The 13,256-nt window shown below is 28.5% G+C and carries 12 protein-coding genes and 1 pseudogene; 5 read left to right on the top strand and 8 right to left on the bottom strand.

Annotated features, from left to right (window positions below; translation table 11 throughout):
• Positions 1-24: 24 nt before the first annotated feature.
• The 4 genes from QM495_RS07310 to QM495_RS07295 are packed head-to-tail and all read right to left on the bottom strand — an operon-like array spanning position 25 to position 2,892.
• Entirely contained in the window at positions 25-747 is a 723-nt protein-coding gene (locus QM495_RS07310) for a head GIN domain-containing protein (protein WP_408671456.1), read from the bottom strand.
• A 10-nt stretch (positions 748-757) separates the two neighbouring features.
• On the bottom strand, positions 758-1,834 hold the full coding sequence (locus tag QM495_RS07305; RefSeq protein ID WP_408671455.1) for a hypothetical protein: 1,077 nt from the start codon (positions 1,832-1,834) through the stop codon (positions 758-760).
• Positions 1,818-2,354 carry a hypothetical protein gene (locus QM495_RS07300; RefSeq protein WP_408671454.1) on the bottom strand — a complete coding sequence of 179 codons (537 nt, stop codon included), beginning with the start codon at positions 2,352-2,354 and terminating at the stop codon, positions 1,818-1,820. Before QM495_RS07300 ends, QM495_RS07305 begins: the two co-directional genes overlap by 17 nt.
• A 1-nt stretch (position 2,355) precedes the next feature.
• Positions 2,356-2,892 carry an RNA polymerase sigma factor gene (locus tag QM495_RS07295; protein WP_408671453.1) on the bottom strand — a complete coding sequence of 179 codons (537 nt, stop codon included), beginning with the start codon at positions 2,890-2,892 and terminating at the stop codon, positions 2,356-2,358.
• 268 nt (positions 2,893-3,160) lie between these two features.
• Here QM495_RS07295 and lon point away from each other — a divergent pair, with 268 nt between their 5' ends.
• A complete protein-coding gene (gene lon, locus QM495_RS07290) occupies positions 3,161-5,581 on the top strand; it encodes an endopeptidase La (RefSeq protein WP_408671452.1) in 2,421 nt (806 codons plus the stop codon).
• Positions 5,582-5,673: 92 nt separating this feature from the next.
• Positions 5,674-6,033: a cupin domain-containing protein gene (locus QM495_RS07285; protein WP_408671451.1), complete on the top strand. Its 360-nt coding sequence runs from the start codon at positions 5,674-5,676 to the stop codon at positions 6,031-6,033.
• A gap of 275 nt (positions 6,034-6,308) precedes the next feature.
• On the opposite strand, the gene QM495_RS07280 is transcribed toward QM495_RS07285, so the two are convergent.
• The 3 genes from QM495_RS07280 to ffh form a co-directional block, all read right to left on the bottom strand.
• A complete protein-coding gene (locus tag QM495_RS07280) occupies positions 6,309-6,977 on the bottom strand; it encodes a TIGR02206 family membrane protein (protein WP_408671450.1) in 669 nt (222 codons plus the stop codon).
• A gap of 82 nt (positions 6,978-7,059) precedes the next feature.
• On the bottom strand, positions 7,060-7,932 hold the full coding sequence (locus tag QM495_RS07275) for a bifunctional 5,10-methylenetetrahydrofolate dehydrogenase/5,10-methenyltetrahydrofolate cyclohydrolase (RefSeq protein WP_408671449.1): 873 nt from the start codon (positions 7,930-7,932) through the stop codon (positions 7,060-7,062).
• A 185-nt stretch (positions 7,933-8,117) separates the two neighbouring features.
• Positions 8,118-9,449 (bottom strand): signal recognition particle protein, encoded by a 1,332-nt coding sequence (gene ffh / locus QM495_RS07270; protein ID WP_408671448.1) that lies wholly within the window; start codon positions 9,447-9,449, stop codon positions 8,118-8,120.
• A 213-nt stretch (positions 9,450-9,662) separates the two neighbouring features.
• On the opposite strand from ffh, the gene QM495_RS07265 reads away from it, so the two are divergent.
• Together QM495_RS07265 and QM495_RS07260 are read left to right on the top strand one after the other, a co-directional pair.
• Positions 9,663-11,357: an FAD-dependent oxidoreductase gene (locus QM495_RS07265; protein ID WP_408671447.1), complete on the top strand. Its 1,695-nt coding sequence runs from the start codon at positions 9,663-9,665 to the stop codon at positions 11,355-11,357.
• Between the two features lie 299 nt (positions 11,358-11,656).
• Positions 11,657-12,403, top strand: a complete 747-nt coding sequence (locus tag QM495_RS07260) for a hypothetical protein (RefSeq protein ID WP_408671446.1) — start codon at positions 11,657-11,659, stop codon at positions 12,401-12,403.
• 57 nt (positions 12,404-12,460) lie between these two features.
• Here the strand turns inward: QM495_RS07260 and QM495_RS07255 are convergent, their stop codons facing one another.
• Complete coding sequence (locus QM495_RS07255) at positions 12,461-12,652, bottom strand: YdeI/OmpD-associated family protein (protein ID WP_408671498.1); 192 nt, start codon at positions 12,650-12,652, stop codon at positions 12,461-12,463.
• A gap of 104 nt (positions 12,653-12,756) precedes the next feature.
• Between QM495_RS07255 and QM495_RS07250 the strand changes: the two are divergent.
• A pseudogene (locus tag QM495_RS07250) lies at positions 12,757-13,256 on the top strand (AraC family transcriptional regulator); the annotation flags it as partial.

Here is a 13,256-nt window from a genome sequence, read left to right as displayed (position 1 = left end):
ATTTTTTTATAATTGTAGTTTCATCTAATTTTTATTTTTGATTGCTCCAGATCCAATAGATTTTGCTTTTTCAATTTTAGGATTTCCTTTATAATAGATATTTCCCGAACCGGTTGTTATAGCACCTATTTCATTGATTGCATTTACTTTAGCGTTACCTGAACCAGTAATGCTTACTTTTATCACATTGGCTTTTAATTCGTAAGCATTAATATTTCCAGAACCAGCTATACTTGCTTTAAAAATGTTCGTTTTTCCAGTTAATGTAATATTTCCAGAACCAGCAATACTTGTTTTTAAACTAGTTGATGAAACTTTTAAATTTAAATTTCCTGAACCTGCCAAACTTAATTTTAAATTATCAGAGTTTATATTTTCTTCTGAAAAAACAGTGCCAGAGCCAGCTATTGACACTGCGTCAATTGAGCTAAATGAAACTGTGATCTTAATTGTTTTAGAAGCTTTTATTTGAAACCCTTTTTTTGTTTTAATTTTTAACTTATTACCATCAACTTCAGTAACAATGTATTCCAATAAATTTTTATCGGCTTTAATTACAATTTCACCTTCATTTCCTTTAATAAGTTGTACATCAAAGGAGCCAGCTACACTAATTTTATCAAAATTTGAAACAGTTCTTGATTCAATTTTAAAATCTCCATTTCCTTTAATTTTTTTTGTAAATACTTGTGCATTTAGAGTAGCAGTTATTATTAAGAATACTAAAATACTTGTAACTGTTTTCATAATTTTTTAATTAATTGTTCGTAAATGAAACGTTTCCGTAGCTAGATTTTATAGTAATATTATTAGCTGAATTAGCTGAATTAAAATAACCTTCATAGTACTTTGAAGTTGTTTTTTTAATTTCTTTATTGAATGTAAATCCATCTTTAGCTTTAAAACCACTATAGTTTAAAGAAGCAGTTAGGTTAAAAGATATGTTTGAATTTATGCCTAATTTTATTTGAGTATAAGATGATTTTATATCTAATGTTTTAAAATTGGCACCTAATTCGTTAATTTTTATTGAACCATAATCTGATCCAATATTTCCAGCACCTTTTAACTTATTAATTGAAGTTTGCATATAGTCACTATTTCCACTTAAATTTCCACATGCTTCAATTTTTAAATCTCCGTAATCACAGTTGTAATCTAAACTTTCTAAAACTCCAAAAGAGATATGAGAATAATCGGCATTTAATTTCGTTTTTCCAGCTTTTTCTATATTTAAAGTAGAGTAATCAGCATTAATGTGGCCACCTTTCATAAAATCAATGGTAGATTTATTGGTATAGTCAATATTAATAGTATTGTTAGTATTTAATAATTCTCCAATATTTATTTTTCCATAGTCGCAATTAATTTTAGAACTTCCTTCCAGTTTATCTAAACTTATAGCTCCATAATCATTACTTAAATTGACATTATTTGTAACGGGCATTTTTATTTGATAATGAATTTCTATTCTAACATTATTTTTTTTCCCCCACAAACTCCAAGAATTCAAATTTCTTTCAATAATTGTTTTTGCAGAAACGTTACTTAAATTAGCATCAAATTCAACATCAATTTGTTCTAAGCGTTTTTGTACTTTGTCTTCATCATCACCGTTGGTAGTTATACTTACTACAATGTTAATTTTAGCCTTATTCCAAGTAATGATATCAATATTTCCATATTTATTAGAAACCAATAGTGTAGCATCTTTGTGTACAGAAAACTCTTTTTTAATAACTTTGTTTTTGGTATATTTTCCATCCTTATTATTAGCGTTTATAGCTAATGGAATAAGTAAAAGTGCGAGTAAAATTTTATACATATTTTTCATTGTTTTGTATTTTTAATTGTTTTATTGAATCAATTTGAAATAATAAATTTTGAAGTACATCAATTCGTTGTTGAAAATTGGAAATCATTGCGTAAATGATTCGTTTATCCTTAGTACTTTCTTTGAGCTCTAAAGTAAGTGTAACATATTGTGTTTCAAGTTTTTTTAATTGGTTTAATGCATCATTAATTAGTTGTTTTGTATCGCTATTTCTTTCACTTTCAATAGATTCAAGTTCATATTCAATAGTTGTTAAAAAATAATTTTGTGTTTCTTCCATTTCAGAAGAAATACCAGCTAATTCCATTCCTTGATTTGAAAAAGAATTTCCAATCCAAACTCCAAAAAGCAATACAATTGAAGCTGCAATAGAGATATAAGTAATTAAGTTAGATTGTTTTCGATTTGGTTTGGCCCTATTCAATTTTGCTTCAAACCTATTAAAATGGCCAATGGTTGGTTCTTCTAAATCAAACTGATTTTCTAACGCTTTAAATTTATGTTCTAAATTATCTTTCATTTTATGTAGATAAAAGTTGTCTTAATTTATTTTTGGCTCTAGATACTGTTGTTCTGCTATTTTCATAACTAATATCCATTATTTGAGCAATTTCTTCATAATCATAGCCTTCAATTAAATTAAGTGTTAGTGCTACTTTATAATTATTTTTAAGCTGCGATACTTTCTTCAAAATGTCACTTACTTTTAAAAAGCTATAATCTTGTTTATCTTCAATAATATTTCTAATATCTGCCTTTTCAAGAGGAACAGTATTAAATTTATTATTCTTTTTTAAAGCAGTTAAACTGTTATTAATAACTATTCTTTTTAGCCAAGCACCAAAAGTTACATCACCACTAAACGAATTTAATTTTGTAAAAGCAGCTAAAAATGATTCTTGCATAATATCTTCAGCTTCAAAACGATCGTTCACAATTCTAAAAGCGGTGTTAAACATGGCTTTATAGTACTGTTTGTAAATTGTAAACTGAGCAGTTTTATCTCCACTTTTACAATGCTCTACAAGTTGGTTATTATGCTGACTTTCTGTTTTCAAAAACTAATTTCTATTAAAAAGACATGACTATTTATAAACTGTTACAGTTTTATTTAAAATTAGTAAAAAAATAGTGTTATGTAATCACTTATTTGGCATAACAATTGAAATTTATTAGGTAATAGTATATTTATTATACTTATAAAATATTGATAATCAGAAAAATAAATTAATTTTGTAAATATAATTTCTTTTAGGTAGAAATTATTAATGACAAAATGTCCCTATACAGACTATGAGCAATTCAAAATTTTTAAATTTAGACAATATGTCATTGCAGAACATTTTAGATGAAGATGCTGATTTGATTCCTTTAATGACTCCTGAAGATGAAGAAGAAATTAATAAAGAAGACGTTCCAGAGGTTTTACCAATATTACCTTTGAGAAATACCGTATTATTTCCAGGTGTTGTAATTCCAATAACAGCTGGTCGTGATAAATCAATCCAATTAATTAAAGAAGCAAATAAAGGAAACAAAATAATTGGTGTTGTAGCCCAAAAGAATGAAGCTATAGAAGATCCAACGGTAAATGATATACATAAAGTTGGTACTGTTGCACGAATTTTACGAATGTTAAAAATGCCCGATGGTAATATTACTGTAATTATACAAGGTAAAAAAAGATTTGAAGTAGATAGTTTTGTGCAGGAAAAACCTTATATTCAGGCTACTACAAAGCCTAGAGCTGAGGATAGATCGGAAGAAAATGAGCCAGAATTTGAAGCTATTATAGATTCAATTAAGGAAATGGCTGTTCGCATTATTAAGGAAAATCCAAACCTACCAACGGAAGCTTCTTTTGCTATTAAAAATATTGAAAGTAAACCATTTTTAATCAATTTTGTTTCTTCAAATATGAATTTAAAAGTAGAAGAAAAACAAGAATTACTGGAAACAGAAAATTTAAAAGAGAGAGCATTATTAACGTTAAAAAAGATGGATGTTGAATTACAGCGTTTAGAATTACGTAGTGATATTCAATCCAAAACACGTTCTGATATGGATCAGCAACAACGTGAATATTATTTACATCAGCAATTAAAAACCATTCAAGAAGAATTAGGTGGAGTTTCGTATGATGAGGAATTGGAAGAAATGCGTGAAAAATCTAAGTCTAAAAAGTGGAATAAAGATATTCAAGAGACATTTGATAAAGAATTAGGTCGTTTACAAAGAATGAATCCACAAGTTGCAGAATATTCTGTACAACGTAATTATTTAGATTTGTTGTTGGAATTACCTTGGAACGAATATTCAGAAGATCAATTTGATTTAAAACGCGCTCAAAAAATATTAGACAGAGATCACTTCGGATTAGAAAAAGTAAAAGAACGCATTATTGAACATTTGGCTGTATTAAAATTGAAAGGTGATATGAAATCGCCAATCATTTGCTTGTATGGTCCTCCAGGTGTTGGTAAAACTTCATTAGGAAAATCTATTGCTGAAGCATTGGGAAGAAAATATGTGCGTATGTCTTTAGGTGGTATTCGTGATGAAGCTGAAATACGTGGACATAGAAAAACATATATTGGTGCAATGCCAGGTAGAATTATTAAAGACATTAAAAAAGCAGGAACTTCAAATCCGGTTTTTGTATTAGATGAAATTGATAAGTTAGCGTCATCAAGTCATAATGGAGATCCTTCTTCAGCAATGTTGGAAGTTCTTGATCCTGAGCAAAATACAGCTTTTTATGATAATTATTTAGAAAAAGATTACGACCTTTCTAAGGTGCTGTTTATAGCTACAGCAAATAGTTTATCAACTATTCCTTGGGCATTGAGAGATAGAATGGAAATTATAAATGTTTCAGGTTATACCGTTGAAGAAAAAGTTGAAATAGCTAAACGTCACCTGTTACCAAAACAATTAAAAGAGCACGGTTTAACTAATGAGCATCTTCAAATAGGGAAAAAACAATTAGAAAAAATTGTAGTTGCTTATACGCGTGAATCTGGAGTTAGAGGTTTAGAAAAGCAAATTGCAAAAATGGTTCGTTATGGAGCAAAATCAATTGCTATGGAAGAAGAATATGAAACTAAAATTTCTATTGAAACTATTGAAAAAGTATTAGGGCCATCACATTTGGAACGCGATAAATATGAAAGTAATGATGTTGCTGGTGTGGTTACAGGCTTAGCTTGGACAAGTGTTGGAGGTGATATTTTATTTATTGAATCTATTATTTCAAAAGGAAAAGGACTTACAATTACTGGTAATTTAGGAAAAGTAATGAAAGAATCTGCCACAATTGCTATGGAATATATTAGAGCTAATGCAAGTGATTTTGGAATTGATAGTAAATGGTTAGATGAATACAAAGTACATATTCATGTACCTGAAGGAGCAACACCAAAAGATGGTCCAAGCGCAGGTATTACAATGTTAACTTCTTTGGTTTCAGTATTTACACAACGTAAAGTGAAATCTAAATTAGCTATGACGGGTGAAATTACATTACGTGGTAAAGTATTGCCAGTTGGTGGAATTAAGGAAAAAATATTAGCAGCAAAACGAGCTAACATTAAAGAACTAATTCTTTCTGAAGAAAATAGAAAAGATATTGAAGAAATTAAGCAATCTTATTTAAAAGGTTTAAAATTTAATTATGTTTCAGAAATGAAGGAAGTAATTGCTTTAGCTTTAACAAAACAAAAAGTGAAAAACGCTAAAAAATTGTAAAATTCATTTGCCATTATTGTTTATATATTTATTAAATTTTGATTGAGTTTCATTCTAGTTGTAGATGAATTAATAATTTATAAATTTGAATTATGAAGAAATATAAAATACAGAAATCACCATTTGTAATTCCTACTACAGATGGTAAATTAATAGAAGAACATTTTGGACATACAACACAAAATGGAGAATTAAGCTTAGCGCATATGATTGCACCTTCAGGTTGGAGTGAACCTTTTCAAAATCCAGAATTTGATGAATATACATACGTAATTAGAGGGAAAAAACAACTAATTATAGATGGTGAAATTATTGTTTTGGAAGCTGGACAATCTATTAAAATAGATAAAGGAGCCAGAATTCAATATTCAAATCCGTTTGATGTTGAATGTGAATACTTAGCAGTTTGTTTACCTGCATTTTCAGTTGGTTTGGTAAATAGGGAGGAATAAGCACAATTCAATCATTTCACATAACCTTCCAGTTTATAATTTAATGGAATGCAGAAAGTTTTATAGTGATGTATTTAACTGTACAGAAGGTAGAAATAGGGAACATTGAATAGATTTTAATTTGTTTGGACATCATTAGTGATAAATTACACACAAATATGGTTGATGGTAAAAATATTCTTGTACCTCATTATGGTGTTGCGCTAGAGTGAAGTGCTTTTCAAAAATTTGCAAAGCATTCAAAGATATGAATCAATTATTTGTAAAATAGCGTATTAAACTTTTTTTCTTGTTAAGTAGAAGGGGAAATATATAATTAAAAAATAGGGTATTAAAATAAGTTCTATAGTTATAATATAATAAGGCCATTCACCCAAATAATCTAAGGCAGTTGTACCATTAGGTTTAGAATTAGTGTAAAAGTAATTTGAATTTATAAAGTTATTTAAAATAAACATTAGTAAGGCATATATTTGTAATGCTATAAATGATTGAATAACACTTTTTAAGCTAGGTTTTAATTTAAGTACAAGTGTAACATACAAAACAAAAATAATTAATCCGGCATGTACATACCAATATTTAAAGAAGATGAAATTTGGAAACCCATTTTTTAAATCAGGTGTTATTATTGAATGAGTTGTACCAGCTAAAATCCAAAAGAATAAGATATCAAAATAAATTTTCTTTTTGCTTAAAGTAAAAATAGGTAATAATAAAGCTACAAAATTACAGAGGTGTAAAGGTAAGTCTTCTTTTATATCAAACCCTCTAGTATAGATTTTTAAGAATGTCCAAACAATTACTGTTAAAGAAAGTGAAATGGCAAAAACGTTACTAACTATATATTGTTTTTCGTTTGTTAATTTTTTCGCCCATTTTATTAAAAAATAACCAAAAAAGATAAAAAAAAGTAAGGCAACCCAATGTTGATTGCCAAACATTATAAAATCTTGGTTACTTTTTAAGAATATAGATTCGGTCAAATGAAAAGTATTAAAATACTAATATACTATAAAAATATAATTATTTTCGTTCACAAGCTAACAATGTATTTTTTATTAACATTGCAATAGTCATTGGTCCTACGCCACCAGGGACAGGTGTTATAAATGCAGATTTGGGTGCTACACTTTCAAAGTGAACATCTCCAGCCAATCGATATCCTCTTTTTTTAGAGGCATCTTTAACTCTAGTAATTCCAACATCAATTATTGTAACTCCATCTTTTACCATATCTCCAGTTAAAAATTCAGGAATACCTAATGCGGCAATAATAATATCAGCTTGTAGGGTTAACTCTTTTATATTTTTAGTTCTACTATGCACTACAGTTACTGTTGCATTACCCGCTTTACGTTTCTGACTCATTAATATACTTATTGGGCGCCCAACAATATGACTTCTTCCAATAACAATAACGTGTTTTCCAGAAGTTACAACATTGTATCGTTCTAATAATTCTAAAATTCCGAAAGGTGTTGCAGGTAAAAAACAAGGCATATCTAAAGCCATTCTTCCAACATTTGTTGGATGAAACCCATCAACATCTTTATCAGGGTTTACAGCATTTAATACTTTTTGTTCATCAATATGTTTTGGTAATGGTAATTGAATTATAAATCCATCAATATCACTATTGTTATTTAATTTTTCAATTTCTTGCAATAATTTTTCTTCAGTGGTTTCTTCAGGAAGATCAATTAAAGTTGAATTAAATCCAACTAATTCACAAGCTTTTACTTTAGCATTAACATAAGTCATACTTGCGCCATCTGTTCCTACTAAAATAGCTGCTAAATGAGGTGTTTTTTTACCTTGTACTTTTAGTTGCTTTACTGATTCAGCAATTTCTATTTTTAAAGCTGTAGCTGTTTTTTTTCCGTCTAGTAGTATCATAATAAATTAGTTTCCAGTTTTGTCAGTTACAGTTTACAGTTTACAGTTTTTTTACTCCAAATTTTTAGGATTATTAATTATAAAATTAATTAATTTTCCAACTTCTTGAAACTCATAGTTTAATTTTTTTAAAATTATAATTTTTACAGATTGCCAACTGTAATTGAAAACTGTTAACTAATTAGTTATTTTCCCATTCCTTTCATCATTTGCATCATTTGGCGACCACCGCCACCTTGCATCATTTTCATCATTTTACTCATTTGAGTAAATTGTTTTAACAATTGATTTACTTCTTGTATACTTGTTCCACTTCCCTTTGCAATTCTCTTTTTTCTACTAGCATTTATAGTTTTTGGTTCTGTTCTTTCTAAAAGAGTCATAGAATGAATAATAGCTTCAATTCCTTTAAAGGCATCATCATCAACATCCACATCTTTCATCATTTTTCCAGCACCAGGAATCATTCCCATTAAATCTTTCATATTCCCCATTTTTTTGATTTGCTGAATTTGTTTCAAGAAATCATCAAAACCAAATTGATTTTTCGCAATTTTCTTCTGAATTTTACGAGCTTCTTCTTCATCGTATTGTTCTTGAGCACGTTCAACTAACGATACAACATCACCCATTCCTAAAATACGTTCAGCCATACGATCTGGATGGAAAACATCTATTGCTTCCATTTTTTCACCAGTACCAATAAATTTAATTGGTTTATCTACAACCGATTTAATTGATAGTGCTGCTCCACCACGCGTATCACCGTCTAACTTTGTAAGAACAACACCTTCAAAATTTAAAATATCATTAAATGCTTTGGCTGTATTTACTGCATCTTGCCCAGTCATTGCATCTACAACAAAGAGTGTTTCTTGTGGATTTACAGCTTTGTGAATATTAGAAATTTCGGTCATCATTTGCTCATCTACAGCTAAACGACCAGCGGTATCAATAATTACAACATTTTTACCGGTTGCGTTTGCATGTTTTATTGCGTTTTGTGAAATTTCAACGGGGTTTTGATTCCCAACTTCGGCATAAACTTCAACACCAATTTGTTCTCCAACAATTTGTAATTGATTTATTGCGGCCGGACGATATACATCACAACCAACTAATAAAACATGTTTTGCTTTTTTTGTTTTTAAGTAATTAGCAAGCTTACCAGAAAAAGTTGTTTTACCTGAACCTTGTAAACCAGACATTAATATAATAGTTGGTGTTCCTGAAAGATTTATTCCAACAGTTTCTCCTCCCATTAAACTTGTTAGTTCATCTTTTACAAGTTTTACCATTAATTGCCCAGGATTTAACGTAGTTAATACGTTTTGTCCTAATGCTTTTTCCTTAACAGTAGTAGTAAAGGTTTTTGCAATTTTAAAGTTAACATCGGCATCTAAAAGAGCTCTACGTACTTCTTTTAACGTTTCGGCTACATTTACTTCGGTAATTTTCCCGTGTCCTTTCAATACGTGAAAGGCTTTATCTAATTTGTCACTTAAATTATCAAACATAGAATTTTGCTTCGTTTTTTAGAAATGCAAATATACTAAAATGTACTGAATTGTTTTTAAATGAATAAAATCATTTTTAATAATAATTAAATTTTATAATATGAAATATTCATGGTTAAATTACGAAAGGATTTAAAAAAACGTTATAGTAATATTAATTACAGAGTATCTCATAAAATTATTGAAAATTTGCATGAAATTTAAGAAAACTAAATGAGAAGAATTATAATAATAGGAGGTTTATCTGCTGGTCCTTCAGCAGCTGCAAAAGCAAGAAGAGAAGATGAAAATGCTGAAATATTACTATTTGAAAAAGGAGCAAATATTAGTTATGCAACTTGTGGAATGCCTTATGCTTTTTCTGGGGTAATAGAAAATCGTAATGATTTAATTGTAGTTGATGAAGCGCTAATGAAAGACAGATTTAATATTGATGTTAAAATAAATGAAGAAATAATAAACATTAATACAGATAAAAAAATTGTGTATTCAAAGCACAGCGATTATAGTTATGATAAGTTGGTGTTTGCAACTGGAGCAACATCAATAGTACCTCCAATTAAAAATATAAATAGTGCTACAAATTGGTCAACGTGTAGATCAATGATAGATTTTGATAAAATTATGAAAGAAGGTTTAGCAACTTCTTCAAAATATATTACAATAATTGGTGCTGGGTTAATTGGTGTTGAAGTTGCTGAAAATTTACGTAAAGCAGGTAAAGAGGTAACCTTAATTGAAGGTGATAATCAAATTTTAACAATGTGGCAGCAAAAATTTAGCAACTTTGCTGAAACAATTTTAAAAAGTGAAGGAATTAAGGTGTTTACTTCAAGTTTTGTAAAAGAATTTGAATTAGATGAAATTGGCAAAATAACAGGCGTTAAAATTGAAGGAAAAGAAGTTCTTAAAACCGATTTTGTAATTGTAAGTGTCGGTATAAAACCAAATACAGATTTACTAATTCAAAATGGAGCGAAACACACCAAAAATGGTGCGCTGATTGTGAATGAACGTATGGAAACATCCTTAAAAGATGTGTATGCAGCTGGAGATAATGTTTCTATTAAAAATTTACAAACTAATGAGTATGATTACTTTCCATTAGGAACACATTCAAATAAAGCAGGAAGGGCTGCAGGAGCAAATGCAGTAGGAAAAGATATTGTTTTTAAGGGTGCTTATAAAACAGCAATTATAAAAGTGTTTAATTACACATTGGCAAGAACAGGTTTAAATACCAAGTACTTAAAAGAAAATAATATAACGTTTAAAACTGTATTAACAGTTGTTGGGTCAACACCAAGTTATTATCCTAATGCAAAAGATTTATTTACAGAATTGTATTTCAATCCTGAAACTAAAGAAATCTTAGGTGCAGAATTATTTGGTGAAGTAGGTGTAGATAAAAGAGTTGATGTTTTAAGCACAGCAATTTATGCAAAATTAAAAATTACCGATTTATCACAATTAGATTTAGCATATGCACCACCATTCTCACCAGCAAAGGACCCAGTTGTTGTTACTAGTTTTGTTGCTGAAAATATATTAGAGAACAATGTTAATCAAATTTCTGCAGAAGAATTAGAACTAATTGTTAACGGTGAAAACACCTCTGATTTTCTTTTAATTGATACAAGAACTGTTGAGGAATTTATGGAAGGTGCAGTACCAAATGCAATTAATATCCCTACGGATGAAATTAGAAATTATATAGATTTTATTAAGAATGAAAATAAACCAATTATTTTAATTTGCAGAAGAGGTGTTAGAGCATATATTGCACAATTAATTTTAAAACATAATAACATTACTAATGTTTTGAATTTAGCGGGAGGAATGAAAGTTTGGACTTTATTTAGCGATAAAGTTATTATTCCAGCACCAGTTTTTATCAACAAAAACTAAAAGACATTTGTTTGTTTTAAAAAGCAGTACTACTTAAATAATTTAAGTAGTACTGCTTTTTTTTTCTAATAATTTTATTTTAATTAAAGCGTATATTTTTAATTTTAATTAGAAATAATAATTATAAAATATTGTTAAGTGGTTAATATTTACTATATTAGCTGTATTACGTAACAAATGTTACATAAATATTTAAAAAACCTCAAAAATTTCTACCCCTAATTTTTACCCTCGTATTTATTTGATATCAAATAATTTGATATATATTTTAAACTATTAACTAACAAATTTTATTAATTATGAAAATAACAAAAAGTTTTATTGTAATGCTAGTATTTGCAATTTTGTTGACAACATCCGTTGTAACAGCACAAGATGAAAAAGAATTATATGATATGGTTGAAATCACCTATATGCTACCCAAAATAGGTATGGAAAAAGCATTTGAAAATTCAGTAAAAGCACATAATGAAAAATATCATAAAGAGGGTGTTTTTAAGGCATCATTAGATAATATTATAACTGGAAAAGAAACTGGTTGGTATGTTTGGATAATGGGACCTTGTACTTTTACAGATTTAGATAATCGTCCAAATGATGATGCTCATATGAGTGATTGGGATAAAAATATTTCTCCAAAAGTAGCTAAATATGGTAGAAATGAATTTTGGCGTTATAATAAAAAATTATCTTATCGTGGAGATACATCTGATTCTCCCAAGTACGAAAATATCTGGTTTGTTGATGTGAAAAAGGGACAGAATTATAAATTTAAAGAATTTTTAGAAAAAGTTAAGGCAGCTTATGAGAAAAAGGGAGAAGGTAATTTTAATATTTATAACAATCAATTTACAGAAGGTAATGGGAGAGATGTTGCAATAGTTTGGGCATTTGATACATGGTCTGAAATGGATGAAGACGATGGTGGTATAAAAAAATCTTTTGAGGAGATTTATGGAGAAGGTAGTTGGGACAATGCTTTAAAAGATTGGGAGGCTTCAACTGAAGTCATTAATTCGCAAGTTTGGAGAATAGGAGTGAATTAATTACTAAATTAACTGAATTATAAAAGCATAAACCTTTAAGGTTTATGCTTTTTTTGTTTAGCAATTATAGTGTTCGTGCATTTTTATATTTTGCTCTAAATTTGAAATTATTTTTTCAAGTCTTTTTAGTTTAGTAGTTTTCCTTTTAGCTTGTGAAATGTGTAAGGCATATTCTTTACGGTAGGTATATGCCATATCTTCAAAATTTTGTTTTGCAACGTTATTACTCCAGCACCAGTTTTCATTAATAAAAACTTAAAAGATATTTGTTTGTTTTTGTTCTAATAATTTTACTTTAATTAGATTGTGTGTTTTTAATTTTTTTCGATATTTGTAAAAATTAAATTTTATAGATGGAACAAATTATAAAAATAAATTCTATTGAACAGATACATGAGGTATTAAATTTAGATAAACCAGAGCACTCTCTAATTACGGTAATCAATGTTTTCGATTTAGAAATACCACAAGAAATGGTAGGTGTAAAAGTTGTAACAAACATGTATTGTATTGCTTTAAAAGATGAGTATTGTGGTTTGGAATATGGTTGGAGTAGTTACGATTTTGGAAATGGAACGTTACTTTTTACAGCACCACATCAAGCTTTTTCTGCTACAAAACCCCTGACTAAAAATGAAGAAGAAGGATGGATGCTTTTTTTTCATCCAGATTTTCTCAAAAAGTCATTTTTGGCAAAAAAGATAAGTCAGTACAATTTTTTTGAATACCAAGCCAATGAGGCGCTACATCTTTCTAAATCAGAAAGAAATATACTTACTAATATAATTTCAAACATTCGAGAAGAATATATTAAAAAGACTGATTCCCAAAGCCAAAGCATCATTATTTCAAA

The organism is Lutibacter sp., assembly GCF_046055765.1.
In the GTDB taxonomy this organism is placed as follows: Bacteria; Bacteroidota; Bacteroidia; order Flavobacteriales; family Flavobacteriaceae; genus Lutibacter.
This window is presented reverse-complemented; position numbering and strand designations above follow the sequence as displayed.